General features: G+C 40.0%; 24 protein-coding genes. 17 read left to right on the forward strand and 7 right to left on the reverse strand.

Annotated elements, in window-relative coordinates:
- Positions 1-32: 32 nt before the first annotated feature.
- Complete coding sequence (locus HWQ47_RS10855) at positions 33-389, reverse strand: DUF2750 domain-containing protein (RefSeq protein WP_269971131.1); 357 nt, start codon at positions 387-389, stop codon at positions 33-35.
- A gap of 280 nt (positions 390-669) precedes the next feature.
- Between HWQ47_RS10855 and HWQ47_RS10860 the strand changes: the two genes are divergently transcribed.
- The 6 genes from HWQ47_RS10860 to ushA (HWQ47_RS10885) all read left to right on the forward strand — a co-directional run bounded on the left by HWQ47_RS10860 (position 670) and on the right by ushA (HWQ47_RS10885) (position 7,925).
- Positions 670-1,857, forward strand: a complete 1,188-nt coding sequence (locus HWQ47_RS10860) for a lytic murein transglycosylase (protein WP_269971132.1) — start codon at positions 670-672, stop codon at positions 1,855-1,857.
- Between the two features lie 122 nt (positions 1,858-1,979).
- Positions 1,980-2,462 (forward strand): FKBP-type peptidyl-prolyl cis-trans isomerase, encoded by a 483-nt coding sequence (locus HWQ47_RS10865; protein WP_269971133.1) that lies wholly within the window; start codon positions 1,980-1,982, stop codon positions 2,460-2,462.
- A gap of 98 nt (positions 2,463-2,560) precedes the next feature.
- A complete protein-coding gene (locus HWQ47_RS10870) occupies positions 2,561-2,782 on the forward strand; it encodes a DUF3389 family protein (RefSeq protein WP_269971134.1) in 222 nt (73 codons plus the stop codon).
- Positions 2,783-2,913: 131 nt separating this feature from the next.
- A complete protein-coding gene (locus HWQ47_RS10875; protein WP_269971135.1) occupies positions 2,914-3,585 on the forward strand; it encodes an alpha/beta hydrolase in 672 nt (223 codons plus the stop codon).
- Between the two features lie 352 nt (positions 3,586-3,937).
- The gene (ushA, locus tag HWQ47_RS10880; RefSeq protein WP_269971136.1) at positions 3,938-5,704 is read left to right on the forward strand and encodes a bifunctional UDP-sugar hydrolase/5'-nucleotidase UshA; all 1,767 of its coding nucleotides are present in this window, start codon (positions 3,938-3,940) and stop codon (positions 5,702-5,704) included.
- A 514-nt stretch (positions 5,705-6,218) separates the two neighbouring features.
- Positions 6,219-7,925 (forward strand): bifunctional UDP-sugar hydrolase/5'-nucleotidase UshA, encoded by a 1,707-nt coding sequence (gene ushA, locus HWQ47_RS10885; protein WP_269971137.1) that lies wholly within the window; start codon positions 6,219-6,221, stop codon positions 7,923-7,925.
- Positions 7,926-8,127: 202 nt separating this feature from the next.
- On the opposite strand, the gene ilvN is transcribed toward ushA (HWQ47_RS10885), so the two are convergent.
- From ilvN to HWQ47_RS10900, 3 genes are all read right to left on the reverse strand, one after another.
- On the reverse strand, positions 8,128-8,622 hold the full coding sequence (gene ilvN, locus HWQ47_RS10890) for an acetolactate synthase small subunit (RefSeq protein ID WP_269971138.1): 495 nt from the start codon (positions 8,620-8,622) through the stop codon (positions 8,128-8,130).
- Complete coding sequence (locus tag HWQ47_RS10895) at positions 8,622-10,343, reverse strand: acetolactate synthase 3 large subunit (protein ID WP_269971139.1); 1,722 nt, start codon at positions 10,341-10,343, stop codon at positions 8,622-8,624. The genes ilvN and HWQ47_RS10895 overlap by 1 nt, the downstream gene beginning before the upstream one ends.
- A 298-nt stretch (positions 10,344-10,641) precedes the next feature.
- Positions 10,642-11,868 (reverse strand): multidrug effflux MFS transporter, encoded by a 1,227-nt coding sequence (locus HWQ47_RS10900; protein ID WP_269971140.1) that lies wholly within the window; start codon positions 11,866-11,868, stop codon positions 10,642-10,644.
- 280 nt (positions 11,869-12,148) lie between these two features.
- Here HWQ47_RS10900 and HWQ47_RS10905 point away from each other — a divergent pair, with 280 nt between their 5' ends.
- On the forward strand, positions 12,149-12,634 hold the full coding sequence (locus tag HWQ47_RS10905) for a DM13 domain-containing protein (RefSeq protein WP_269971141.1): 486 nt from the start codon (positions 12,149-12,151) through the stop codon (positions 12,632-12,634).
- Between the two features lie 49 nt (positions 12,635-12,683).
- Here the strand turns inward: HWQ47_RS10905 and HWQ47_RS10910 are convergent, their stop codons facing one another.
- Positions 12,684-13,523 carry a mechanosensitive ion channel family protein gene (locus HWQ47_RS10910; RefSeq protein WP_269971142.1) on the reverse strand — a complete coding sequence of 280 codons (840 nt, stop codon included), beginning with the start codon at positions 13,521-13,523 and terminating at the stop codon, positions 12,684-12,686.
- 272 nt (positions 13,524-13,795) lie between these two features.
- Between HWQ47_RS10910 and HWQ47_RS10915 the strand changes: the two genes are divergently transcribed.
- The 7 genes from HWQ47_RS10915 to HWQ47_RS10945 all read left to right on the forward strand — a co-directional run bounded on the left by HWQ47_RS10915 (position 13,796) and on the right by HWQ47_RS10945 (position 21,288).
- Entirely contained in the window at positions 13,796-14,833 is a 1,038-nt protein-coding gene (locus tag HWQ47_RS10915; RefSeq protein ID WP_269971143.1) for a CHASE3 domain-containing protein, read from the forward strand.
- Between the two features lie 202 nt (positions 14,834-15,035).
- Positions 15,036-15,848: a PAS domain-containing protein gene (locus HWQ47_RS10920; protein ID WP_269971144.1), complete on the forward strand. Its 813-nt coding sequence runs from the start codon at positions 15,036-15,038 to the stop codon at positions 15,846-15,848.
- Positions 15,848-18,037 (forward strand): response regulator, encoded by a 2,190-nt coding sequence (locus tag HWQ47_RS10925; RefSeq protein WP_269971145.1) that lies wholly within the window; start codon positions 15,848-15,850, stop codon positions 18,035-18,037. The genes HWQ47_RS10920 and HWQ47_RS10925 overlap by 1 nt, the downstream gene beginning before the upstream one ends.
- A 16-nt stretch (positions 18,038-18,053) precedes the next feature.
- Positions 18,054-18,893, forward strand: a complete 840-nt coding sequence (locus HWQ47_RS10930; RefSeq protein ID WP_269971146.1) for a CheR family methyltransferase — start codon at positions 18,054-18,056, stop codon at positions 18,891-18,893.
- Positions 18,886-19,482 carry a chemotaxis protein CheB gene (locus HWQ47_RS10935; RefSeq protein WP_269971147.1) on the forward strand — a complete coding sequence of 199 codons (597 nt, stop codon included), beginning with the start codon at positions 18,886-18,888 and terminating at the stop codon, positions 19,480-19,482. The genes HWQ47_RS10930 and HWQ47_RS10935 overlap by 8 nt, the downstream gene beginning before the upstream one ends.
- The gene (locus HWQ47_RS10940) at positions 19,479-20,762 is read left to right on the forward strand and encodes a hybrid sensor histidine kinase/response regulator (protein ID WP_269971148.1); all 1,284 of its coding nucleotides are present in this window, start codon (positions 19,479-19,481) and stop codon (positions 20,760-20,762) included. The genes HWQ47_RS10935 and HWQ47_RS10940 overlap by 4 nt, the downstream gene beginning before the upstream one ends.
- 178 nt (positions 20,763-20,940) lie before the next feature.
- Complete coding sequence (locus HWQ47_RS10945; protein ID WP_269971149.1) at positions 20,941-21,288, forward strand: hypothetical protein; 348 nt, start codon at positions 20,941-20,943, stop codon at positions 21,286-21,288.
- Positions 21,289-21,509: 221 nt separating this feature from the next.
- On the opposite strand, the gene HWQ47_RS10950 is transcribed toward HWQ47_RS10945, so the two are convergent.
- A complete protein-coding gene (locus HWQ47_RS10950) occupies positions 21,510-22,448 on the reverse strand; it encodes an alpha/beta fold hydrolase (protein WP_269971150.1) in 939 nt (312 codons plus the stop codon).
- Positions 22,449-22,628: 180 nt separating this feature from the next.
- Positions 22,629-23,378, reverse strand: a complete 750-nt coding sequence (locus HWQ47_RS10955) for a LuxR family transcriptional regulator (protein WP_269971151.1) — start codon at positions 23,376-23,378, stop codon at positions 22,629-22,631.
- Positions 23,379-23,611: 233 nt separating this feature from the next.
- Here HWQ47_RS10955 and HWQ47_RS10960 point away from each other — a divergent pair, with 233 nt between their 5' ends.
- The 3 genes from HWQ47_RS10960 to HWQ47_RS10970 all read left to right on the forward strand — a co-directional run bounded on the left by HWQ47_RS10960 (position 23,612) and on the right by HWQ47_RS10970 (position 26,701).
- Entirely contained in the window at positions 23,612-24,193 is a 582-nt protein-coding gene (locus tag HWQ47_RS10960; RefSeq protein WP_269971152.1) for an acyl-homoserine-lactone synthase, read from the forward strand.
- Between the two features lie 125 nt (positions 24,194-24,318).
- Entirely contained in the window at positions 24,319-25,758 is a 1,440-nt protein-coding gene (gene luxC / locus HWQ47_RS10965; protein ID WP_269971153.1) for a long-chain-fatty-acyl-CoA reductase LuxC, read from the forward strand.
- A 16-nt stretch (positions 25,759-25,774) separates the two neighbouring features.
- The gene (locus tag HWQ47_RS10970; RefSeq protein WP_269971154.1) at positions 25,775-26,701 is read left to right on the forward strand and encodes an acyl transferase; all 927 of its coding nucleotides are present in this window, start codon (positions 25,775-25,777) and stop codon (positions 26,699-26,701) included.
- Positions 26,702-26,728 lie beyond the last annotated feature (27 nt).

The following is a 26,728-nucleotide window of genomic DNA, read 5'->3' on the forward strand; positions in this document are numbered from 1 at the left end:
TCTGAGGCTTTTGATTTAATTGAAATAAATTATTACTCTTCGACATTAACCAAAGACTTAGCAAGTCGGATAGGATCCAATTCCAAACAATCATGATCTTCTTGCCAGTTTAAGCCAATTAAAACGCCATCTTCATTAAGATCTGAGATCCAGAACTCAAGTAGCTCGGTTAAAGCGATAGCAACAGGCTTATAGTCAGCCCACTCTTCGTTACAGTGAATCTTGGCTTGAGCTTCTGTTGACCAGAGTGGCATAACATCTGCATCTTCATATTCAGAAGAGTCACAAACGACCCACCCCTCACCTGATTCATCTTGAAGCCCCCAGACGGCTTGGTGTTGTTTAACATCTTCAATAAAGCTGGCTAATATTGGATTTTCTTCAGTCATGACGGGTCTCTTAAGTATGTTATTTTTCGCAGCCATTATACGACATCATGCCTATTCGCCAAGTTAATCTTTACCCATTAACTTGGTTAACTCTCCTAGAAGATAAAAATTGAACTCATAATAAATGATAAAGTCACATTTCTCACTCTGTTTAGGAAATAAAAGGCAATAAATTGACAATTAAGGGGGTTTTCATCTTGCTTGAGCATAGTAAATATGGCTCAATTTGAGCTCGATATCTTAGGGCTGTCTCATCTACAACATTCTTGGAGTATTCATTATGATTAAATATGTCCCTTTAGCTTCCCTGCTACTTTTTTCGAGTTTGAGTGCGCCACTTGCCTTTGCTACTGATTTTCCTACTTGTGTGGTTGAACTGCAAAAACTGGCCAAAATTCAAGGTTTGTCCACCGATACCATAGAAAATACCTTAGGCAAAGTGACGTATGTCGCCCGTGTTATAGAGCTTGATAAAAAGCAGCCTGAGTTTAGCCAAACTTTTGATAACTATTTTAGTAAACGGGTCACTGATTGGCGTGTCAATGAGGGCCGGCGTTTACTGAAGGAGAATAGTGAACTTTTGTCGAAGTTAAGCGACGAATATGGGATCCCAGCCCAATATTTAATGGCTTTCTGGGGCTTGGAGACCAATTTCGGCTCCTATAAAGGCAAAATGTCGGTGTTAGATTCGTTGGCTACCTTAGCTTGCGATCCCAGAAGAAGTCAGTATTTTACCGGTGAATTGATGAAAGCGCTTAAGTTAAAAGAAAAGTATCAATTCGACGCGTCTGAGATGGTAGGTTCGTGGGCTGGTGCAATGGGTCATACCCAATTTATGCCATCGGCATATACCGCTTATGCCGTTGATGGAGACGGTGATGGTAAGGCAGATCTGTGGAATAGCACCACCGATGCATTGACTTCAGCTGCTAATTTTCTGCAGCAACTGGGTTGGCAGCGCAATGAACGTTGGGGTCGAGAGGTAAGCTTGCCCTTGCATTTTAGTTATGAGTTTTTAGGTAAGAGTCATGAACAAACATTGATAAAGTGGGCCGAGATTGGGGTGATGAAAAACGATGGGAAACCTCTATCTACACCTGACATGATGGCAACTCTTTATCTTCCGGCCGGCTATACTGGCCCTGCGTTTCTTGGATACAAGAACTTCGATGTGATCATGCGCTGGAATCGTTCAATTTTTTATGCCATTGCAGTAGGTCATTTGGCGGATCGTATTAACGGTGGTATCAGTTTAACTGTAGCACCACCTAAGCAAGATAATTTAAGTCGAAATAGGGTTAAGTTGTTACAAGTTAAGCTCAATGAGAAAGGGTTTGACGTGGGTAAACCCGACGGCGTTATGGGAACAAACTCAAAATCAGGATTACGTCAGTTTCAACGTTCAGCGGGCTTAATAGCTGATGGCTTTCCGAGTGAAGCGAGTTTTAATGCATTAGGCGTGCAGTAAAATAGCGAACTCTGCTCGAGGTCAAGCTCTTAGAACACTCAGATAAATACTAGTGGTAATTGAGGAGTTTTGGTAAGCTTCGTTTCCAAAATTTAAGTCAGTATTATGGTTGAGGAAAGATAATGAGCATTAAAAACGACATGGTAGTTCAGTTTAACTATACATTACGTGATGAACAGGGTGAAATATTGGAGACCAATGAAGGCTTAGATCCTATCGCCTATCTGCACGGTCACGACAATATGATGCCAGGTGTTGAAGATGCCATTGCCGATAAAACCATAGGTGAGAAGTTTTCTGTCACTCTAGCACCTGAAACCACCTACGGTATTCGTGATGAAGAAGCCATTCAACGGGTATCAGTGAAGCACCTTCAAGGTGAGAAAGTGTGGAAAGCGGGGATGCACGCACTATTAAATACGGATCAAGGTCAACGTCAAGTGACTGTGGTTAAAGTCGGTAAGTTTATGGCGACTGTCGATGTTAATCACCCACTAGCAGGTCGAGAGTTGACTTTTGATCTTGAGGTTGTTGATGCAAGAGATGCAACAGAAGAAGAGATAGCCCATGGACATGCTCATGGTGGTGCTGGTCATCACCACTAATCGCTTTTTCCAAGTTGCTTGGGTATAAGATTAGGCAAATAAAAAACCAGCATCTTTTGCTGGTTTTTTAATTCACGTTTATTTTTCAGGAACAGACTATGGTCATCAACTTTTCACAGGGGAAGATTATTCTGACACCGTTTGAGGTGCAGATTAAATTATCAGCATCGGGTAGTGGTATGTATGCAATGGCTGAAGATCTTACGTTTATAGATGATGCGTTAATCATCAGTGCAGATGCAGGCTCAATAAAATGGAGTCTACGTCTAGACACCCTTGAGCAACTCATGATGATCCGTGCAGAGCTAGGTGTCGGTTAAATCTGCTCACTTAACAGGATAGTGGTCAACTCAATCGTAGAGTGACTTAAGGCTCAGGTTTAGCGAGTACGATAGGGCTGCTATGATGCTGGTCTATAACAAATTCAAGTGATAATAATCTAAGGGAACATATGCCAGTCGTAAAATTAGAGCGGATAACTATCGAACCACAATTTAAGGCTACAGCCTGTGTGATCTGGCTTCATGGTTTAGGAGACTCTGGTGCAGGTTTTGCTCCTGTTGTGCCAGCACTCGGTTTACCAGTAGACAATAGTATACGCTTTATCTTCCCCCATGCCCCAGAGCAAGCTGTTACTATCAATCAAGGTTATGTCATGCGTGCATGGTATGACATCAAGAGTATGGATTTGCACAACAGAGCTGATATGCAAGGAGTACTAATGTCTGAAGAATCAGTGAAGGCTTTGATTCAGGAACAGATAGACTCAGGTATTCCGGCAAACAAAGTAGTACTTGCAGGTTTTAGTCAAGGCGGTGTGATGAGTCTATTTACCGGACTTAGATATCCACAGCAATTAGCCGGCATTATGGCGTTATCATGTTACCTTCCAACTGCGGATAAGCTTCCCGAAGAGTTGAGTGAAGTGAACAGAACAACCGCCATCTTGCAACATCATGGCGAGCAAGACGATGTAGTGCCAGTCAGTTCAGGAAAGATGGCGAACTCACTGCTCAAGGCTGCCGGATACAACGCACAATGGAAAACTTATCAGATGCCCCATAGTGTGTTACCAGAACAACTGCGTGATATTGGACAATGGTTACGCACAGTGCTTGCGTAGACTGCTATTTTATAAATGATACTGTCGGCACGCTGCTGTCGACTCCCCCTAGTTGTTCGCAATGCAGAATAATCCACATGAGCACCATAATTTTATAAATTATTGAAAATAATGATAAGTTTATATACCTAATAGAGCTGCTTTCTTTTATTTCTCAATCCAACCATGTATTTACTCCTACCTGTTTTTATATGTGCAAAGTGATATTTATAAGTTGATGTTTTAACAGATATTTTACCTCGATTATTCAACTTGGTTAACAGTTTTCCCCTTGCATTTTGGTATGATGCTCATCAGCGAGATCAGAGAATCCGTAATTTTAATTATTAATAATAACTAAAGGGTTGATGTAATGATGAATAAGCTAGTAAAAGGTTTAGTCGCAACGGCAGTTTTAGCTGCATTAGCGGGATGTAATAGCAGTGATGATGACAACACTCCTCAAACAGCTTGTGAAGCTGCCGGTGATGCTTGTACTCAATTTACCGTGCTCCACACCAATGATAACCATGGCCGTTTCTGGCAGAACAAGAACGGCGAATATGGTATGGCGGCTCGTAAGACTGTTATTGATCAAATTCGCACTGAAGTTGAGCGTAATGGCGGAGAAACGATTCTCTTATCTGGTGGTGATATCAACACTGGTGTGCCTGAATCCGATATGCAAGATGCAGTTCCTGACTTTATCGGGATGAGCATGTTGGGCTATGATGCTATGGCTGTAGGTAACCACGAATTTGATAACCCGTTAACCACTCTAGATATGCAAGCCACTATCGCTCAATTCCCTATGTTAGCTGCAAATATCTATAAAAAAGACTCGGATGGTAATGTCACTTCAGAACGTTACTTTGAACCTTACCGTGTTTTCGACATTAATGGTCTTAAGGTTGCCATTATTGGCTTTACAACTGTTGATACACCAAAAGTTGTGAGCCCAGATAACGTCGCTAGTCTACACTTTACTGATCCACAATCTGAGATCTCCATAGTATTAGCTGAAATTGAAGCCAATGAAAAAGTCGACATGGTGTTTGCTTTGACTCATATGGGTCACTACGCAAATGGTGAGCACGGTACTGAAGCCGCTGGTGATGTTAAGCTTGCTGAGTCAGTTGCTAAAGGCCAACTACAAGCCATTATCGGTGGTCATTCACAGAACCCTGTCTGTATGGAAGGCGATGGTTATGCTGACTTTAAACCGGGTGATGAGTGTAAGCCAGATCAGAAAAATGGTACTTATATCATGCAAGCTCACGAGTGGGGGAAGTATGTGGGTCGTGCCGATTTCGAATTTATGAATGGTGAGTTAACACTTGCCAGCTACAAATTGATCCCAATTAACCTTAAAGTAGAAAATGAGAATGAAGAGCTTGTTTTTGTCACCGAAGAGATTGAACAAGATCAATTGGTGATTGATGCACTTGAACATTACCAGACACTAGGTCAAGAGTTATTAGATGTTGTTATCTCAAGCACAGATGGCAAGCTAGAAGGTGACCGTAATGTCGTTCGTGCAGAGCAGACAAATTTAGGTCAATTGCTAACCCGCGCTTATGGCGATTGGGTGACGACTAACTTTGAACCAACAGTCGATTTTGGTGTGATGAACTCGGGCGGTGTCCGTGACTCTATCGTCGCTGGCCCAGTGTCATATCGTGACGTATTGACTGTACAACCATTTAGCAATGATGTGGCCTTTGTCACTATGTCAGGTACTGAAGTACAGCAATACCTTGCTGATGTTGCGCTAAAGACGGGCGGTGGCATGGCGCAGCTTTATCCAATGGAGATGAACGTGACATGTGATGCAGTTGAAATTGACCCAGAAGCAACAGCTGCTGATATCGTTGAGATCACCTCTTTAGGCAAACGAGCTTTCAAACTTGAAGATAGCTACACCTTCTCATTGATCAACTTCAGTGCAAAAGGCGGTGATGATTATCCTAAGCTGACAGGCCACGCAAACTATGTCGATACTCAACGTAGCGACGCATCGGTGCTGCGTGAATACTTTGAGAATAACCCAGAAATCAAGGTTGCTGATTATAACCCAGTTAATGGCGGACACCCAATTTTCTACCGTGGCGGCGCGATCGTTAAGAGTTGTGCTAAATAATCAAGTTATTTAATATAGAAAGCACTTAGTGTTTAGATAGAAGCGGCCTTTACCGGCTGCTTTTTAATTTCTACAGATCTCAAACATGTATTTTCCTATTTATAAATACTCAAATCTGTTTGATGTGATTTATTCCCCATTTTTATAAGATTTTTATTAAAAAATAACCATAGTTGCGACTGTCAACTGTTCTCCTTGAAGGTTAAATGCTGTAATTAAAGCTGCTAACGCTAATTAACTGAATCAATGTAGGACTATTATCATTCTATCTAATATTCCACATTCATCAGTAAAGTGGTTATCAATTATCTCTTGAGCCTGTTTTATATACAGAACAATTAACAACAAAAAAGCCTCTACTTAGTCGTGTTTGTATTGCAAAAGATCATATTGGTGACACATTTGTAATGAATTCTTTGTTATTATGTTCTCCAGCGAGATCATAGAATCCGTTTTATAAAAAATGATGGTAATTAATAAAACGATTTAATTAAAAATCTAGGGGTTGATAATAATGAGAAATTTGTTAATTAAAGGACTTGTCGCAACTGCGGTACTAGCAACATTAACTGGATGTAACAGTGATGATAATGACGCACCAGTTAAACCAACGACCTGTGCTGAAGCCGGGGATGCATGTACCACTTTTACACTGCTTCATACGAATGATAACCATGGTCGTTTCTGGGAAAATAAGTATGGTGAATATGGTATGGCTGCACGTAAGACGCTGATCGACCAGATCCGCGCTGAAGTGGGATCAAATGGTAGCGAAACGATTCTGTTATCCGGTGGTGATATCAACACTGGTGTTCCCGAGTCAGACTTACAAGATGCGCGTCCTGATTTTGTTGGTATGAACTTGATTGGTTATGATGCAATGGCTGTCGGTAACCACGAATTTGATAACCCATTAGCCACCGTTGAGATGCAGCGTGAACTGGCTAATTTCCCCATGTTGGCTGCAAATATCTATGACAAAACATCAGGTGAAAGATATTTCGACGCCTATAAAGTATTTGATGTAAACGGTCTACGTATAGCTGTCGTTGGGTTAACCACTGAAGATACGAAGAAAATCGGTAACCCTGAATTTATCAGTGGCCTAGAGTTTACCGATCCAACCACAGAGATCCAAAAAGTCATTAAAGAGATTAAAGATGCTGATGCAGCGGATATTATCTTCGCTACAACCCACATGGGACATTATGCTGATGCGCAAAATGGTAGCAATGCCCCAGGTGATGTGGCTATGGCTCGCGGAGTAACAGCTGGCGATCTGCAAGCTATTATTGGTGGTCACTCGCAAAATCCAGTGTGTATGGAGCCTGGTACCAACAGTTACGCTGATTTTAATCCAGGGGATGATTGTACTCCCGATACACAAAATGGCACTTACATCATGCAAGCCCATGAGTGGGGCAAGTATGTAGGTCAAGCGGATTTTGAATACTTTAATGATGAACTGCACCTTGCAAGCTACAAGCTGATCCCGGTTAATTTGAAGCAGAAAAATGAAGCTGGCGATCGTGTACTTATCGGTGAAGAGATCCAGCCAGATGGTACCGTTTTAGAAATTCTTAAGCAGTACCAAGAAAAAGGTCAAGAGCAGTTAAGTGAAGTGATTGCAACGACTGCTGAATTGTTAGAGGGAGACCGTGCCAAAGTTCGTTTTATGCAAACTAACTTAGGTCACTTAATCTCAACTGCTCACACATCTAAGGTTAATGCTGATGTTGGTGTGATGAACTCAGGTGGTGTACGCGCTTCAATAGAGGCGGGTGATATCACCTATAAAGATGTATTAACAGTACAGCCTTTTGGTAACTCGATAACTAAGAGCACAGTAACAGGCGCTGAATTATCTGAGTATTTAGGGGCTGTAGCCTCGTTACAGATTGATTCAGGTGCTTATGCTCAGCTAACGGGTGTGACCATGACTGTCGATTGTCAGGCTAAAACCGTTGATATCAGTGATGTTAATGGCAAAGGTTTTGATGCTGCCGGAACATACAGCTTCACCGTTCCTAGTTTTAACGCGGCAGGTGGTGATGGCTACCCAGTTCTGACTCCTGTTATGACAGGTTTTGTAGATGCTGCTGTAATGTATGATTTTTTAAAGGCTAAAGGCTCTATCGCTGCAGGTGAGTTCGCGCCTACTGGTGATGTTGTTTATGAAAATTCTACCAGCACAGATGGTTGTCAAATTCTAAGTCAGTAAGTATTTAAGAAAAACCATATGAACAAAAAGGTAGCCTTAGGGTTCAATGCCGGTAAGTTAAGCTTACTGGCATTGGCCTAAGGCTCCCTTTTTGCACATGGATGTGCTTATCTCTGATCGCAAGGTACCTGAAATGCTCCAAGCATTTGTCGGTATTCCCTACATCCATGTAGGTCAAAGCGATAGAAGGGTTTGTCCTTCTTTAAGCCCGCATAGACTTTTCACCACGGCTGAGTCCAACCACGCCAGAGCGTGAAACTTCAACGACCTTAGTTATTTCACCTACAGCGCTAATAAAGGCATCTAGCTTAGCGCTGGGTCCCGTTAGCTGTACTGTGTAAAGTTCTGCCGTAATATCGACAATTTGAGCGCGGAAGATATCAGCGGTACGTTTAATCTCTTCACGAATACTGCCTTTCGCTTTCACTTTAACCAAGGCCAATTCACGTTCGACATGTTCAGACTCGGTGATATTCGCCACTTTTAAAATATCGATTAGCTTATTTAGCTGTTTCTCTATTTGCTCCAAAACATGCTCATCTGCAAACAGAGTGATATTAAGGCGTGACAACGTCGAATCATCTGTTGGTGCAACGGTTAACGTTTCAATGTTATAGCCGCGCTGAGAAAACAAGCCAACGACACGAGAGAGGGCGCCCGGTTGATTTTCAAGTAATACCGATATAATACGACGCATTAGCTTTTCTCCTTTTTGCTCAGCCACATTTCGTTCATCGCGCCGCCGCGAATAAGCATAGGGTAAACGTGTTCAGTCTGATCGACATTGATATCGACAAATACCAATTTATCTTTCATAGATAGCGCTCTTTCGAGTTCAGATTCAAGCTTAGCGGGATCGCTAATGGTGATCCCCACATGACCATAAGCTTCGGCAATTTTGGCAAAATTAGGTACTGAATCCATATAGGAGTGTGAATGACGACCTGAATAGATCATATCTTGCCACTGTTTAACCATACCTAAAAAGCGATTGTTTAGGTTGATGATTTTCACTGGGATATCATATTGCAATGCAGTTGATAACTCTTGAATGTTCATTTGAATCGAACCATCACCGGTAACACAAAGCACGGTTTCATCGGGCATGGCAAGTTTGACGCCCATAGCTGCTGGAAGACCAAAACCCATGGTGCCCAGACCGCCAGAGTTTATCCAACGACGTGGTTTATCGAAAGGATAATAAAGTGCGGCAAACATTTGGTGTTGACCCACATCAGATGCCACATAGGCATCACCATTGGTGAGTCTATGTAAGGCTTCAATCACCTCCTGTGGCTTAATTTTATCCGTTGTCTTGTCGTAGGCTAAGCTTTTTTTAGCGCGCCATTGATTGATCTCACTCCACCAGAAATCGACTGCAGCAACATCTTGAGTTTCTTCAGCCGTGGAGTCTAATAGGGATAACATTTCATCAAGGATACTATCCGCTGAGCCCACTATGGGGATATCCACATGAATCGTTTTAGAAATTGAAGAGGGGTCGATATCTATGTGTAAAATTTTGGCGTTAGGGCAATATTTTTCAACATTATTGGTGGTTCTATCATCAAACCGTACCCCTATACCAAAAATAAGATCACAATTGTGCATCGCCATATTAGCTTCATAACAGCCGTGCATACCTAACATGCCTAAGCTATTTTTGTGGCTACCAGGAAATGCACCTAAGCCCATTAATGTGCTGACAACAGGAATGTTAAGTTTTTCTGAAAGCGCTAAAATCTGCTTGTCGCATTCGGAGATAACAGCACCACCACCCACGTATAGTACCGGCTTCTTCGCGGCTAAAAGTGCACGTAAACCTCGGCGAATTTGCCCTTTGTGACCAGAAGTTGTTGGGTTGTAAGATCGCAGACTGATCTCTTTGGGGTACTCGTAATCAAACAATATCTCAGGATTCATACAATCTTTAGGCACATCAACCACCACAGGACCTGGTCTGCCACTGGCTGCGATAAAGAAAGCTTTTTTTATTATCTCAGGAATGTCTCTGGCATCGGTGACTAAGAAGCTGTGCTTAACAACAGGTCTTGATATACCTATCATATCGCACTCTTGGAATGCGTCATTACCGATTAAATTACTCGGAACCTGGCCCGAAACGATAACCAGTGGGATAGAGTCCATATAGGCGGTGGCAATACCAGTAATAGTATTCGTAGCGCCGGGACCTGAAGTGACTAATACCACACCGACTTCACCTGTGGCACGGGCATAACCATCGGCCATGTGTACAGCGGCTTGTTCGTGACGAACTAAGATGTGTTCAATTTTGGACTTTTCGTGCAGGGCGTCATAGATATCTAACACGGATCCGCCTGGATAGCCGAATATATGTTTTACGCCTTCGTCGATAAGTGAACGAACTATCATACTGGCGCCTGATAACTTCTCCATTTGTAAACCCTCATAGGTTACCGCTACGGTATGCAGTATCTCGATACAGCGACGGTAATCGCTTAAATATAGTGAGTTTGGATGGTGATCCTTACTCTCGAAATGTCAAACGACTTCACTATGGAAGTTATTTATCACCCTGTAAGGTGTGACATCTGTCTCAAATGAACAGAATTTCATCATATAAAAAAGAACACATATTTCAAGCTTTTTGTGTAAAAAAAGTCATTAAATGAAAAAAAATACGGTTCTAGGCATGATTTGATTAATTTTGAGCGTAATATTTCGATTAACTTCATTACGTTTGCGCATTAACACCATTTGCTGCAAAAAACTGACAGAGCCCAACCAACACAACAGCACTTAACATTAAGGCTGAAAAGGGGACCGCTGTGCCCGTATAAAACAGTGCGAGCAAAGGCCCTGCCATTGCGCCACAACCAAAACGTAACGTACCGATCACGGCCGTTGCCGTACCGGTCTCTTTTTGGAACTTCATTAACACGATAGCATCAGCATTGACCGACATGATCCCTAAAAATCCCATAAAAGGGATGAGCATTGCTACGGTATAATGAAAACTGAATTCAAAAAAATTAACCAGCAATAGTGCTGAACCTGCGACTATAGCGAGTAACGTTGCTACTTTCAGCATCAATCTTGAGCCGTAACGCACGACGATGCGGCTATTAATTATATTAGCCAACATGAGTGCTCCCACGTTGATACTAAACAAGATTACAAACAAAGATTTATCTAGACCAAACACCTCCATATAAACGAAAGGAGAAGCGGTTAAATAACAGAAAAAAGCAAAAGATGTCAGTACGCCACTGGCGATATGCAATTTGGTACCTGGCTTGGTAAATACCACTGCATAGGCTCCAAAAAATGATTTTTGGCTGCGACTATTCCGGTCACTGTCGCTAGGCATCTTTAACTTCCAGATAACCAAAGTTAATAGCAAACAAGCATAAGTGGCCAAGATGAAGAAGATTAAATGCCACTCGCCAAATTCTAGAATAAGGCTACCTAAACTTGGGGCGATTAATGGCGCTAACATCATGATTAAACTTACGTAAGACATACCTTTAGCTGTGTTATCGCCATAAACTTCTTTGATGTAACTTGGTACAACGACAGTGGCTGCCGCGCCAATAAAAGCTTGTGCAAACCTTAGTGTTAAAAACAGTTCAATACTGGTGACGAAGGCCAAGGCCAAGCTGATAAGCATAAAGCCGGTTAACCCGAGTATCACCATTGGGCGTCGACCAATTCTGTCAGCCAAAGGGCCAAAGCACAGCATCCCTAGCGCATAACCAGCAAGGTACAGACTCAAAGATTGTTGAACGGTGGTGATGTCGGAATGAAAACTGCCAGCTAGGGTTGCCATCGCGGGTAGATACATGTCGATGGCCAAAGGCGTAATGGCGACAATTGCGGCCAACATTGGAATTAAAATGGTAAGGTTGATGATGGCTACAGGTGTAGTGGTAGACGGTGATTGCTGTGGTTCTGTTTGCACTGATACCTCTTGATATTAATTTTGTTAAAAAAGGGGATATGAGCGGTTTAACATGTCGAGTTTGGGATCACTAAGCTGAGTCAGTGAAAGAATATTGTACGACGTATTGTCTGAGTAAGCCATGTTGATATTGATGCTTTACTTAATAAAGTTGGCGCATTTTGTAACTAAACTTTATTCAAGAGTATAAGTTTTCGAAATGCAAATGAAGTTGCTATAGAATTGGCTTAGGGGTTTATTTGTGATGCGATAGCATTCTTTGACATTATTGAGTAAAAATATGAGAAAACGTATTTTTTTGGCTTTATTCGTTTCCCACCTGTTGGTCGCTGGTGGTGGATTTATGATGGGAATATACCTGTTACCTATTATAACTGCGCCCTCAGCGCCTAAGTTCTCTTCGTTGGAGCCGACGATTCAAAGCCGTGAGTTTAAAGGTCAATTTTCACGAGAGAGAGTTGATAGTGATCTGCTTCATTGGGGTGAAGGGGAAGTGTCTATCAATGCAGATAACATAGCTTTTTTGGGTAAACTTGCTCCAGGTCCTGACTATAGGCTATATCTGTCACCGGTGTTTGTTGAGACGGAAGCGGATTTTAATCGTTTTAAATCCTCAATGGTGCAAGTGGGAGAGGTTAAAACCTTCGAGAACTTTATGATACCTATACCTGTGGGTGTCGAACCATCCCAATACACTAGCCTTATTGTGTGGTGTGAAACATTCGGTCAATTCATCACATCAGGCGGTTATGCAAAAGTCGAGTGATGAAATGATACGTAATAGTTTTTATGCATCACTCTAGTCATCTTATTTATTAGCCGTTTCCAAAGGCTTGGTGGTAGGCAATCATAAAGTCTTGACGGATTGATTGCTCTAAATGGGATGCGCGCTCGGTGGGGCAAAAAATCATGATATGCACTTTTTGCTCTCCGGCCGGGCCGCTACTTATGTGAATATGTGGCTCCGAGCCCGGTAAGTCGACACCAGCATGCCTCTCTATGACGCTATTGTAGCGTATTGCCACTTCATTAAAGTCTTCACAGTGTTGTTCTATTTGAGTTAGCAGAGCTGGAAATAAGGGGTATAAGTTAACAAATTCAACCACAGTAATCGTCATGTTGTGGTAAACATAGCGCTTCATAAAATTCAGATTTTTTACCGGATAAGTAAAAAAGATGCTGTTTGGAAAAGTGGCGGTTTTGCCGGTGAAGTGATATTGACCATGGTGCAGATCTATCTCTTGAATGACGGTCGCCATCAAGTTGTGTTCGATAACTTCACCACATAAGGCACCGACCTCTATCCAGTCACCAATAACAAAGGAGCGTGAACTGGCCCGTTGAATTGAGCCTGTGAAGCAAAGAATAATCTCCTTAGAGGCAACAACGATGGCGATGGCGATGGCGGTTACCGACAAGGCAAATTTATTTATCTCCGTCTGCCAAAGCATAAACAGGACAACCATAAGTAATATGAAAGTGCCGTTCTTGGTTCGCGACATCCATTTACGCTGAGATTCGGTTAAAAAGGCCACATCGCCGCGGACCTTATAGATGATAAAGCGTTTGATTGCCGAAATTAAAATAATGATTAATAAGGTTAATAAAAGTTTATGGTTTGCCAAAAAGTCGATAACCAGAGTTAAATTGTCCACTAAACCCTCTTCAATACTTAAGTGTGCTCTGTTGCAATAAGTGATTTATAACATGTGTTAGTGCCAGAAACATAAGCAGATTTCATTTAACAGCAATAAATCAATCTTGTTCCAAGATTTTACCTCAGTAACTCCACAGAATGAAACAGATTAACTATGCTTTTAGTTATTGCTAAATGTCGCTGAGCTTCTGATTAAACCTATCCGATTTTGAGAAGTTATTGTCAATTATGAGAATTTGGCTGTTTAAGCATTAATCTGGGAGCCTGGATATGTTATCTGAACTTAAGTTTAAAACTCAGCTGTTAATGAGTTATGCGGTTATCTTATCTTTTATGTTTGTTATCGCGGTGGTGGTTTTCTTTAGCGTTAAATCCCTAGAGGATGATCTGAATTGGGTTAATCACACTCACTCCGTATTAGATAAAGCAGCAAAAGTTGAAGCCTCAGCTGTCGATATGGAAACCGGAATGAGGGGTTATCTTCTAGCGGGTAAGGATGAGTTTTTATCCCCCTATGAGCAGGGCGACAAAAGATTTAACGAACTGATGGTCGTACTCTCCTCCGATGTCAGCGATAACCCAGCACAAGTCAGTTTACTTAAAGATATATCCGTCACGATTGACGAGTGGCACAGTAAAGTGACCAAGCCTGTGATCGCGTTAAGAACCGAAATTGGCAATTCCAAGTCTATGAATGACATGGCAAAAATTGTAAAACAGGCCCGTGGCAAGCAGTTTTTCGATAAATTTCGTTCTCAGATTGACCTGTTTATTGCACGTGAAAATGAGTTAATGCTCAAACGCGAGAATAAGTTAACAGACAGTAGCGATTTAGATGAACTTAGGGAGTTAAATGCTTGGGTTCTTCATATCTACCGAGTTATTGTTATGGCACAAAATTTGCTAGCCTCTGCGGTCGATATGGAGACGGGGATGCGTGGTTTCTTGCTATCAGGACAAGAGAACTTTCTCGACCCCTATAGAGAGGGAAGCCTTCGTTTTAATCAGTTAAGTAATGAGCTGTCCATGCTGGTTGCCGACAATCCCCAGCAAGTTGCACTGTTAGCACAGAGTCAAATCACCATAGATGCTTGGGCCAATGAGGTGGTGAAGTTTCAGTTAGCGCTGCGTCGTGAGATTGGCGATGCAAAAACCATGGAGGATATGGCCAATCTTGTGGGCGAGGCGAGGCGAGGGGAAAGATCTATTTCGATAAATTCCGTCAGCAGATACAAACATTTAAAGACAAAGAGCTTGTGTTGTTGGCACAAAGGCAAGAATCTTTGGCGAATACTGAGTCCCTGTTAACTAATACGACTATTTTCGGCACTCTGTTAGCTATTTTTGTCGGGCTAGGGGTCGCGTTTAGGCTAACAAAACATATTGTGAATCAATTGGGGGGGAACTGACCTATATCGCCGAGATTGCCAGAAAAGTATCCAATGGCGATCTGAGTGTTGAGCTTAAGCAAAGTGGAGCTGCCCAAGGTATTTTTGCTGAGATTAAACAGATGCTGGTGACGCTAAAAGATAAGGCAAATTTGGCTCAGCGAATAGCTGTTGGAGAGTTAGACCTGGTGGCAAAGCTTGCCTCAGACAAAGATGAGTTAGGCATGGCATTAAAAGTGATGCTGCAGAATTTAAATAATGTTGCCGATCAGGCCGATGCCATAGCCTGTGGTGATTTTACTAAGGATGTGATGGTAAACAGTGAGAAGGACAGGCTGGGGATTGCCTTGCACGAGATGAAAACTCAGATAAAGCAACGTAATGCTTCTTTGTCACGCAGTTTAGGTCTGAACCAAGGGATAGTGAACATTGCTGTCGATGCCATTATCTCGATAAGAGAGGATGGCACTATCTTATCGGTTAATGACGCTACCGAGAGGATGTTTAAGCATTCAGCTGAGTCTCTTATAGGGCAAAATATTAAAATCTTGATGCCTGCCCCATTTCATCAGGAACATGATACCTATCTTAATAACTACAAAACCACAGGCATTAAGAAAATCATCGGCATGGGGCGTGAGATGCAAGCCCTGCGGAGTGATGGCAGCACTTTTCCTATCTATCTCTCAATCGGAGTGGTGAAACAAGGTGACGAAACCCTGTATACCGGATTTATTCGTGACATCACTCAACAGAAGAGTTTTGAGCAAGACATAATTAAACGTGAAGCAATAAATCGAGGCATGGTCGATACTTGTCTCGATGCTATCCTGTCTATCTCATCACATGGTGAAATACTTGCCTGTAATAGCGTCGCCGAAACTTTGTTTCAATATCGAAGCGAAGAGATTATGGGTAAAAAATCAATACTTTGATGCCAAGCCCTTTCTGCGAAGAGCATGATGATTACCTCAACAATTATCTGACTACAGGCATCAAAAAAGTCATAGGGAAAGGCAGAGAGGTCATTGGATTAAGAAAAGATGGCAGTACTTTCCCCATGTATCTGGCCGTTGGTGAGGTCAAGCAGGAAGATGGCGTCATTTTTACTGGCTTTGTGCGTGATATTACCAAGGAGAAGCAGTTTGAAAGCGATCTGCAACAGAGTAATGTAGATCTGATTAAACAAAATGAGTTAAAAAGCCAAGTGTCTCGCATTAATGACTTGACTCAAGGAGCATCAAATCTGATGGCGATGGCGGATGAGATCATCTCAGCATTAGCCGAGATGATGAAAGCGGGCCATGGCGTTATCTATATTTATGAACAAGGTGATGATGAACTCAGTTTATCAGGCAGTTATGCATTTAAGAAGAGAAAAGCGGTTTTACCCACAATAGGTATTGGTGAGGGTTTAGTTGGTCAATGTGCCAAAGAGCGGAAAACCATATTACTAACCCAAGTGCCTAGTGATTATATTCAGATTAATTCTGGCTTAGGGCAAAGTACGCCCCTCAATGTCATGGTCGTTCCGGTGTTGTTTGAAGAGGAGTTGATCGGGGTGATAGAGTTGGCCTCCTTTAAAGGCTTTAATGATGAACAGGTCGAAGTTATAGAGCTTATCTCAACCAATCTGGGGATCGTGATTAATAATCTCAGAAATCAAGAGCGGACTCAGACACTGCTGCTTGAGACACAGAGGCAATCAGAGGAGTTACAGTCCCAGCAGGAGGAACTTAAGAGTTCAAATGAGAGTCTATTAGAACAAACACAACTGCTGAAAACTTCCGAAGAGGAGCTCAAACAGCAAAGTGAAGAGCTCAAGGTTTCCAATGAGGAGTTAGAGGAGAAGCAAGTCTTCCTCAGAAGGCAAAAAAATGAGATCGAAGCGGCTAAAGAGGACCTCACGACTAAGGCTGATGAGTTGGCCCTAGCAAGTAAATATAAGTCTGAATTTTTAGCTAACATGAGTCACGAGCTCAGAACCCCTCTCAACAGCCTATTGCTATTGGCTAAAGGGTTGGCCGATAACAAGAGCCAGCACCTGGATGAAACCGAGGTTGAAGATGCTAAGATCATCTTTGATGGCGGTAATAATCTGCTCTGTCTGATTGCTGGGGATGGCCGTATGGGGATTTATCTGGCACAAGAGTACCAACCTAGCGGCATCATTCTTGACATTATGCTGCCAGATATCGATGGGCACCAAGTTCTCGAGCAGCTAAAGTTCAGTCTCAAAACTCGTCATATTCCCGTCGAGATTATCTCAGCCCACAGTGAAGACAAGAATTTGGCTCTAGTTCAAGGTGCAATAGGGCTACAGACTAAACCTGTCACTCAGGAAACATTATTGACAGTGTTTGATGATATAAAAGCGTTCTGCTCCTCAGAATTACGTCATCTACTAGTGATTGAAGATGATGTCGGCAATCAAGCGTCAATTGTTAGATTACTTAAGGGCTGTGATATCGATATTAAATGTGTCGAAGAGCTGTTATCGGGTCATTATGATTGCGTCATACTGGACTTAGGTTTACCCGATATTAGTGGCTTTGAGGTGCTCAAAAAAATTGAAGCCAGTGAATTGAAACGAGTACCCCCAGTGATCATCTATACGGGTAAGGAGATCACCGATGAAGAGCAAAGTGAGCTCGATGATGTCTCGCTTTTTCTCCACGATATAGAATCAAGATTCAGCAGTGATAGTCAGAAAAAAATTCACATGCTTCACGATGAAGATGCCATGTTTCAGGGGCGTAAAGTGTTAATTGTCGATGATGATATGAGAAACACCTATGCCCTGTCAAAAAAATTGATTGAGTACGGGTTTGAGGTCGATATGGCTCACAATGGCAAGGAAGCTGTAGAACAGTTATTAGTGGAGAAAAACTTTGAACTGGTGTTAATGGACACCATGATGCCTGAGATGGATGGCTATGAGGCTACAAAACAGGTAAGAGCTATGAAACATTATAAACAGCTCCCTATCATTGCATTAACAGCAAAGACGATGCTAGAGGATAGAGAAAAATCATTACAATCAGGCGCCTCAGAATACCTAACTAAACCGATCGATTTTGAGAAGTTACTATCGATTATGCGGATCTGGTTATTCAAGCATTAGCTTAGGGAGGGGATATATGTTGATTATGAAACCGGAAGATATGCAGGAATTTGAAATTAATCAGTTGCTGGAAGCTATTAACTTTCGTTATGGTTATGATTTTCGAGATTATTCTAGAGCCTCACTTGAGAGAAGGGTTTTACACCGGGTACAACAATCAGATCTAGGTTCAGTCTCTGAGATGGTGCCAAAAGTGATGCATGATATTGAGTTTTTCGAGCTGTTTCTGCGTGATATGTCAGTCACTGTGACTGAAATGTTTCGAGATCCTAAGGTATTTAAGAGGTTACGCCAGGAGGTCTTTACTCAACTCAGAACCTATTCGAGAGTCAATATTTGGCATGCTGGTTGTGCTACGGGTGAAGAGGTGTACTCTATGGCGATTATGCTTAAGGAAGAGGGATTACTCGAACGAAGCAGGATATATGCCACTGATTATAATAATCACTCCCTAGATATTGCCGAGAAGGGAATATATCCAGCGGATAAAATGAAAACCTACACAGAGAATTATCTGGCCGCTGGCGGCAAGGCATCTTTTGCTGATTATTACCAAGCAAAATTTGGTTCGGTAAAAATGGCCGAGTCATTGAAAAATCATATCACTTTTGCTAACCATAATTTAATGAAAGATCAACCTTTTGCTGAGATGCAGCTGATTGTATGTCGAAATGTGCTTATCTATTTTAATCCTAGATTGCAGGATAGAGTGCTTAACCTCTTTAAAGATAGCCTGATCTCAAGAGGATTTTTGTTATTGGGTGATAAAGAGAGCATTGACTATAGTCACGTTAATTCATCTTTCGAAGCTGTAAGTAAAAAAGAAAAAATTTTCAGGCGGTTGATGCATGTATGAAGCAATAGTTGTGGGAGTGTCTGCTGGTGGCTTGCATGCACTTAGTCAGTTTTTACCCTGCTTGCCTCCACATTATCCATTGGCAGTGATAGTCGTTCAACATCGTCATAGAGATTCAGATGATTTCTTGGTCAATCACTTAAATAATTTGTCTGCTGTTGAGGTAAAAGAGGCTGAGCCAGGAGAACTTATTCAGCCAGGTTACGCTTATATTGCTCCCGCTGGTTATCACCTCTTGGTCGAGCGGGATAAAACATTAAGTCTGAGTATAGACCTCCCTGTTAATTACTCCATTCCTTCCATCGATGTCTTATTTCAATCTGCCGCCACTTGCTACAAAAATCATCTAATAGGGCTTATACTTACCGGAGCAAACTCAGATGGAAGCTTAGGTCTGCAAACGATAAAACAATTTGGTGGATACGCCATCGTTCAAGACCCTCAAACTGCCGAGGTCGATGTAATGCTGAAAGCTGCGATAGATTTGGTTGAAGTTGATAATATCCTTTCCATTGTCGATTTGGGGAATTTCTTTGCACAATGTCAATTTGAGTCTCAGTCAGTAGGCGATAAGGAGGGGGAGGCATGAGTGACTTTTTTCCAAAAATCCTTGTTGTTGATGATGAGCCCAATAACCTGCGAGTCTATGAGCGTATTTTAGCTCCGCTTAAATTAGATATCATTAAAGCTCATTCGGGTCAGCAAGCCTTAGCGATTGCTCATAAGCATGATTTTTTTCTGATTTTAATGGATGTTCAGATGCCAGGTATGGATGGATTTGAAACAGCCTCACTCATCTTAGATCATCCCAAGACATCTCATATACCTGTGATATTTATTACCGCATTTGCCCGTGATGAAACTTTCGAGTTCAAAGGCTATATGAATGGCGCGGTGGATTATTTAGTCAAACCAATTAATGATGAGATTTTGAAAAGTAAATTGGGTGTGTTCTTAGAGCTTTATAAAGAGCGAATTAAATTAGACAAAGCTTTTAAAATAAAGGAAAAAGCTGAAGAGGAGTTAAAAGTACATAAGGAGAATCTCGAAGAGACAGTTAAAGCGAGAACCAAAGAGTTACAAGAGTCTATTGAACATTTATTAGCCACTCAGGACAAGTTGGTTAAAGTTGAAAAAATGGCCTCTTTAGGACGTTTGGTTACAGGTGTTGCTCACGAACTAAACACTCCAATTGGGATTTGTGTGACCGCAGCATCCTTTATTGAGGAGGAGACAATTCGGATCCATAAAAGTCTGATTGATCAAACATTAGATTCATGTGATCTTTCCGCTTTCTGTGAGTCATCGATTCAAGGGTCTGAAATGTTACTTTCAAACCTAAGTCGAGCGACTAACTTGATTAAGAAGTTTAAGTTAATCGCGGTTGATGTATCGACGGAAGAGTTATCTACGTTAAATTTGATGTCACATATTGATGAAATCATCATTCAAACCTTACCAAGTTTAGATCTCACTCATCATCAGATCACCATTGAAGGAGATAAAGAACTGACGGTGGTGACTTATCCAGAGACATTGAAACAGGTATTAAAGGAATTAATGCTTAACTCCATCACTCATGCATTTGAAAGTGAGGTTGATGGCCGTATTGCGATTGATATTAAAAGAGTGGAGGATAAAGTTCGCCTCTGTTTCCGTGACAATGGCCGAGGTATAGAAGCTGAAACCTTGGGCATGGTATTTGAACCTTTTTTTACCACAAGTAGGGGGACTGGAGCGAGTGGTTTAGGCTTGTATATCGTGTTTAACTTAGCTACTCATGTACTTAAGGGTGAAGTGTCCTGCAGCAGCCAAGTTGGCGAAGGAACTGAAGTTATCATCACTTTTCCCCTTGAACATAGATATTAGCGGGTCTTAAAGTGGCTTAAATTACTATGTTAATTATAAATTGGTTGAATGAATTGTGATAAACAACACAAAAACAAATTGTTAATGGCTAACTTAGCGCAGCGTCACACATACTAAAAATACTATGTAATATCATTTAGATAAAGCTATATTGATAGAATAAATAGGATTTATCGAAATGAAAAAAATATTACTAGTTGGTCTAATTACCAGTTTATTTCTGGCTCCAGCATCTGCTAAAAATCTTGACACAGACACAGCGCTTGGCATGGCAAGTTTAATGTTCTGTACAACAGTTTACAGTGAAAATGAAATGCAAATGGAGGGCACTATCGTGAGTCAGTCGATGAAGGCACATCAAAATGCTGGTATTGATGCAATGATAATGTCAAAAGAGACCAGTGAGCAACTAGATGAGCACATGGCTAAGTTTCAATCAGCGAGTACTGAGCAACAAATTAAATTATGTGACCAAGCTATTCAATTTGCGCGCGAAAGTGACTTTGTAAAAGTGAACGCGTCATAAATCAAATTTCCCATCGTTAATGATCTATATCTATGCCTCCTACTAAACTTTAATGATAGTAAGTAGGAGGTTGTTAGACTTAAGACTCTCAAATTACTCCACATAACGGGTGTGCAACGTCATAAAAAGTTTTATGTTACTTTTCTGATGTTTACCTGCGTTTAGCGATGATAAATAGATTTTGAATGCTAAGACTTTTTCGCCCTAGACTTGTTTCGAGTTTAATTTTTAAGTTGTTCAACAAAGTGATTAAATAAAACAGCACTCTTTTTTGGGGATTCAATCATAGGGAGGTGACCTGTGTTTTTAAGTAATATTACTTGAACATTATTGAGTAATGGACAAATCTTATCCAGGGCACTTTTGTCTAAAATTCTGTCTTTCTCACCCCATATAATCAGTACCGGAACTTGAATTCTATTTAAGTAAGGGAGAAGATCATTATGGTGAAAATCATTAAATATCTTGTGATGTAATCGTTTTTTATGTGCCTGAAGTGCCAAGTGTGTTTGCTTTAGAAATTTTGGGATATGAGTTGACTTATAGAAAGTGTAGTTAAAGTATTCAATCGGATTTGTGCAATCAATCAATGGATTGGGACGGTTCGAAGCCAAATCACGAAACATATCGCTCTTAATTGGGCTATCGATACCTGCATTATCAAATAAAGTGACCGATAGAACTTCCTTGGGAAATAGGGCTGCATAGGTTGCAGCAATCTGTCCTCCCATAGAACTGCCAAGTATATGAAAAGGGGCTAGTTGGATTTTGGTAACAAACAAATGGACACGTTTAACCTGCGCTTCGACACTGTAGTCGGCATCAAACGGTGAATCACTCTCTCCATGCCCAAGTAAATCCAATGCAATGATTCGATATTTTTTATTTAAAAATAACGACATTTGCAGCCAGTTATCCTTGTTTGCGGTAAAGCCATGGAGCATAAGGAGTATTGGTTTATCGTTTATTTTGTTGCTTATCATTACGTTATCTAGATAAACATAATGCTCACCAAGTAGAGTGATATGTTTACGGTTGAATCCAGAGAAATAACGGATGATGTAAGTTATTAATCGATATAGGTATGAGGGGATAAAATAGACAAAGATTAAGGCAATTAGCAGTATTAGCATGAATGTAGATATAAAAAACCAAAACATGAAGTTCTCCTATTAAAAGTGACACGTTTTCCTACGCTAAACTAAAGAGTGTGAAACTATCACTATTGTTACAGTAGCATAGTATTTACTGTGAGCTTGATAATGTAGAAGATATGGCTTGCTTTAAGAGCGCTATCCTGATGATGAATTAAGCTCTTTAGATATGATCATTGCCGCAGACTATGATGAGGAAAATGGATTAATTATTCCTGTTAAGATCGATTTTGAGACACTTTGACAGCGATTGTTAGTACCAAGTTTGGCTTGTAAATTAGTAAGATGAAAAGAAATCGTTCTTTCTGAACGATCCAGTATTTTAGATATTTCCCAGGTGGTTTTACCTTCACAAATCCAAGCTAAACACTCTTTTTCCCTTTGTGTTAAATACGTACAAACTTTATCAATATTCTTATTAACTCTTTGATAACTATCTAATAATTCTGGAATGATTAATGGGACGCAAATATAAGCATTTGAACATATAGTGTTTAATGATTTTGCATGTTTTGAATTAGCAAAACTGATTAATCCAAAACCTTGGTTCTTGGTATGTATAGGAAAGCTAAACCCTGAAAATAAACCGACACTTTTTGCCTGCTCTATTACATTTTGTTCTTTTTTTATATTATTGTGTTGTTTTAGCATACTCCAAATTATGGGTGAATAATTCGATATACAATAATCAAGAACAGGATCATGCTTAATTAGGTTTTCATTATTATAGTATTCCTTCCAATGTTTAGGGTAGTTATCTAAAATAAATAAGTCTGTTTTAATCATAGATGTTGGGTTTACTATAACAAATAGAAAATATTCACAACGAAGAAATAAAGTTAACTCAGATAGACATAAGTTAATGTCATTATTACTTTCAGATTGACGAAGTTTATTGTTAATTTCAAATACCATGCCAATGTCAAAATTATTCATTTAAAATCCATTTCATGTATATACTTAGATTGTGTGTCTTTTGTCATGCTAGCACATTACACTCTGTTCCGCATTGCTAACAACTGCTTATATTATATTATTAAACTAAAGTCGTAGTGGGAAGTAAACCTTGTAAAGATCTGTATTGATAAGAACAGTGTCGTAACCCTGTAAGATAATACAGGGTTACGAATTACTCATGATTGCTATAGTGATTTCCAAAGGGAGGTGGTATGACTATCATTATAAAAAAATCAGAGTTCCTTACTATTCCAGATAGAGAATATATTGGTTTGTTGCGCTTGCGTTATCAAGTATTTATTTTAAGATTGCAGTGGGAATTAACTTCAGGGCTAGGTATTGAATCAGACCAATATGATAATGCGGATGCTAAATATATATACGCTTGCGATAATACTGATAAAGTTAACGGTTGTTGGCGCTTACTACCTACTACCGGAGACTACATGTTAAGAACGGTATTCTCAGAATTACTTGGTGATCAAGATGTTCCTAATGACCCTACTATTGTTGAGTTAAGTCGATTTGCGGTTGAAAAACAGAGTTCAACAATGAATGGGGTAAGTAGTGAAATAACAATGAAACTTTTCGAAGCTATATACACTTATGCGATAAGTAATGGGATAAAAGAATATGTTTCAGTGACATCCACAGCTATTGAAAGGTTTTTGAAACGAATTAAAATCCCTTGCCATCGTATTGGTGATCAACAGGTTCATTTACTAGGTTCAACCAAATCAGTTGTGTTATCTATGCCTGTTAATGATATTTTTAAAAAAGCAGTGATATATTAATAATGTGAAGCTAAAGGTTATATATTTATAGTCGTGTAGTCTTAGAATTGACGATGTGGAGTTAAATAGGTGGTTGGTGTAAATGAATCTAGGTGTTAACTATTATGTAAATAAAGAGGTTGTCAATGACAAAATGTATTCCGATAATAATTGGTGGTGTAATTCAAGACGTTGTAGGTGGAAAAACTAAAGAGCTAACATTAAGTAATGAACAGAAGGTTTTCATTCCTGTTCTTGATAGTAATCATATTAATTTATTAATAGGAAGCAAAATAAAAATCAATCTAACATTAAATCAAATAATTAATTTTCTATATACTGTTGGACAGCGTTGGAAGAGTGAAGAGTATGCTCGTCGCCGAACATATATTAGAAATTTAAAACAGTGCCTTGGGTATTCAAGTGAAATGGCAAAATTAGAAGCAAATTGGATTGCAATGTTGCTTTGCTCCAAAAGTGCTTTATATGACATTGTAAAATATGACTTAGGCTCGCTGCACATTATTGATGAATGGATTGCTCAAGGAGAGTGCTATGTTAAAGCATTTCCCAAGGGGAAGTCTGTGCACTTATTGGCTGGTAATGTACCTCTGTCAGGAGTGACTTCTATTCTTAGGGCTATTTTAACTAAAAACGAGTGCATTGTTAAAACATCTTCAGCAGATCCATTTACCGCTACGGCATTGATATCAAGCTTTATTGACACTGATGCTGACCACCCTATAACTCGCTCTATGTCGGTGATGTATTGGTCGCATGATGAAGATATTTCTCTGCCAAAAATAATAATGAAACATGCTGACGTTGTGGTGGCTTGGGGGGGAGATGAAGCTATTAAATGGGCTGTTAAGTATACACCAGCTAATATTAACATTCTAAAGTTTGGTCCGAAGAAAAGCATCAGTATTGTGGATAACCCAGAAGATATGATTATAGCGGCAACGGGTGTAGCTCATGATATTTGCTTTTATGATCAGCAAGCATGTTTTTCTACCCAGAATGTATATTACATAGGAGATAAAATAAGTTTATTTATTGATGAACTTGAAAAACAGTTAACTCTTTATGAGAATATTTTACCAAAAGGTTTTCAAAGTTTTGATGAGAGAGCTGTTTTTAGTTTAACAGAAAAAGAATGTTTATTTGCAGGGTATAAAGTGAAAAAGGGGATAAACCAAAGTTGGTTAATTGTTGAATCACCTTTAAATGCACTCGGTAGTCAACCTTTATCACGTTCTGTCTATGTTCATCATGTCTCAGAATTATCTGACATACTTCCTTTTATTAATGGGAGTACTACGCAAACAGTCTCGATAACTCCATGGGAATCCTCATTTAAATATAGAGATCAACTCGCTGAACGTGGTGTTCAGCGTATCGTTGAATCAGGTATGAATAATATATTTAGAGTCGGTGGTTCCCATGATGGTATGCGCCCTCTTCAGCATTTAGTTAATTATATATCTCAAGAGAGGCCATCTGATTATACAACAAAAGATGTTGCTGTAGGAATAGAACAGACACGTTATTTACAAGAAGATAAGTTTTTAGTTTTTGTCCCATAATTTAAAAGGAAATCATATGGAATGCTCAAGTCTTTGCTTCGCGATAGATCATGTTATTCATCTTGATAATGATAAAGAAATCAGAGTTTGGGAGACGTTACCAAAAGATAATACTGAGTTAAGGAATAATACAATTCTTATCGCTTCAGGTTTTGCTCGAAGAATGGATCATTTTGCAGGTTTAGCTGAATATCTATCAAGCAATGGTTTTCATGTTATTCGTTATGACTCACTTCATCATGTTGGCTTGAGTAGCGGAAATATTAATGAGTTTTCAATGTCGATTGGTAAAGATAGTTTGCTTATCGTAATCGAATGGCTTAAGGGGCGTAATATTAATAAGTTAGGTTTGATTGCTGCAAGCCTATCTGCTCGTATTGCATATGAAATAGCAAGTGAAGTAGATTTATCTTTTTTAGTGACAGCTGTTGGGGTTGTAAATTTGAGAGATACATTAGAAAGATCACTCAAGTATGATTACTTACAATTAAATATTGAAGACTTACCTGAAGATCTAGATTTTGAAGGTCATAATTTGGGCTCTAAAATTTTTGTGACTGATTGTTTTAAACATAATTGGGACACGTTAGAGTCAACAAAAAGTAAAATGAAAGATTTAAACATTCCATTTATTGCATTTACTGCTAATAACGATGATTGGGTTAAACAATCTGAAGTGTTGGAGGTGATGGGTTGTATTACGTCTAAAAAATGCAAACTTTACTCCTTAATTGGCAGTTCCCACGATTTAGGTGAAAATCTTGTAGTACTAAGAAATTTTTATCAATCAGTGACTAAGGCTGCAATATCTTTGGATAATGGATCAGTAGATCTAAATGTTGAAATTATCGAACCAGGGTTTGAAGTGTTAACGAGTGTCACAGTACAAGAGCGAAGATTAAAAAATAAAATTGAAAATGAATTTCTAGAGTTGATGAATTAATAGCCATATCCCGTGATATCAAATAAA

This window comes from Shewanella sp. MTB7, from assembly GCF_027571385.1.
Lineage (GTDB): Bacteria > Pseudomonadota > Gammaproteobacteria > Enterobacterales > Shewanellaceae > Shewanella.

What these genes read in the sequence shown, in the direction of transcription:
- HWQ47_RS10855 (WP_269971131.1), bottom strand. Translation starts at nt 389, where the DNA reads ATGACTGAAGAAAATCCAATATTAGCCAGCTTTATTGAAGATGTTAAA.
- HWQ47_RS10860 (WP_269971132.1), top strand. Translation starts at nt 670, where the DNA reads ATGATTAAATATGTCCCTTTAGCTTCCCTGCTACTTTTTTCGAGTTTG.
- HWQ47_RS10865 (WP_269971133.1), top strand. Translation starts at nt 1,980, where the DNA reads ATGAGCATTAAAAACGACATGGTAGTTCAGTTTAACTATACATTACGT.
- HWQ47_RS10870 (WP_269971134.1), top strand. Translation starts at nt 2,561, where the DNA reads ATGGTCATCAACTTTTCACAGGGGAAGATTATTCTGACACCGTTTGAG.
- HWQ47_RS10875 (WP_269971135.1), top strand. Translation starts at nt 2,914, where the DNA reads ATGCCAGTCGTAAAATTAGAGCGGATAACTATCGAACCACAATTTAAG.
- ushA (WP_269971136.1), top strand. Translation starts at nt 3,938, where the DNA reads ATGATGAATAAGCTAGTAAAAGGTTTAGTCGCAACGGCAGTTTTAGCT.
- ushA (WP_269971137.1), top strand. Translation starts at nt 6,219, where the DNA reads ATGAGAAATTTGTTAATTAAAGGACTTGTCGCAACTGCGGTACTAGCA.
- ilvN (WP_269971138.1), bottom strand. Translation starts at nt 8,622, where the DNA reads ATGCGTCGTATTATATCGGTATTACTTGAAAATCAACCGGGCGCCCTC.
- HWQ47_RS10895 (WP_269971139.1), bottom strand. Translation starts at nt 10,343, where the DNA reads ATGGAGAAGTTATCAGGCGCCAGTATGATAGTTCGTTCACTTATCGAC.
- HWQ47_RS10905 (WP_269971141.1), top strand. Translation starts at nt 12,149, where the DNA reads ATGAGAAAACGTATTTTTTTGGCTTTATTCGTTTCCCACCTGTTGGTC.
- HWQ47_RS10915 (WP_269971143.1), top strand. Translation starts at nt 13,796, where the DNA reads ATGTTATCTGAACTTAAGTTTAAAACTCAGCTGTTAATGAGTTATGCG.
- HWQ47_RS10920 (WP_269971144.1), top strand. Translation starts at nt 15,036, where the DNA reads ATGCTGGTGACGCTAAAAGATAAGGCAAATTTGGCTCAGCGAATAGCT.
- HWQ47_RS10925 (WP_269971145.1), top strand. Translation starts at nt 15,848, where the DNA reads ATGCCAAGCCCTTTCTGCGAAGAGCATGATGATTACCTCAACAATTAT.
- HWQ47_RS10930 (WP_269971146.1), top strand. Translation starts at nt 18,054, where the DNA reads ATGTTGATTATGAAACCGGAAGATATGCAGGAATTTGAAATTAATCAG.
- HWQ47_RS10935 (WP_269971147.1), top strand. Translation starts at nt 18,886, where the DNA reads ATGTATGAAGCAATAGTTGTGGGAGTGTCTGCTGGTGGCTTGCATGCA.
- HWQ47_RS10940 (WP_269971148.1), top strand. Translation starts at nt 19,479, where the DNA reads ATGAGTGACTTTTTTCCAAAAATCCTTGTTGTTGATGATGAGCCCAAT.
- HWQ47_RS10945 (WP_269971149.1), top strand. Translation starts at nt 20,941, where the DNA reads ATGAAAAAAATATTACTAGTTGGTCTAATTACCAGTTTATTTCTGGCT.
- HWQ47_RS10950 (WP_269971150.1), bottom strand. Translation starts at nt 22,448, where the DNA reads ATGTTTTGGTTTTTTATATCTACATTCATGCTAATACTGCTAATTGCC.
- HWQ47_RS10955 (WP_269971151.1), bottom strand. Translation starts at nt 23,378, where the DNA reads ATGAATAATTTTGACATTGGCATGGTATTTGAAATTAACAATAAACTT.
- HWQ47_RS10960 (WP_269971152.1), top strand. Translation starts at nt 23,612, where the DNA reads ATGACTATCATTATAAAAAAATCAGAGTTCCTTACTATTCCAGATAGA.
- luxC (WP_269971153.1), top strand. Translation starts at nt 24,319, where the DNA reads ATGACAAAATGTATTCCGATAATAATTGGTGGTGTAATTCAAGACGTT.
- HWQ47_RS10970 (WP_269971154.1), top strand. Translation starts at nt 25,775, where the DNA reads ATGGAATGCTCAAGTCTTTGCTTCGCGATAGATCATGTTATTCATCTT.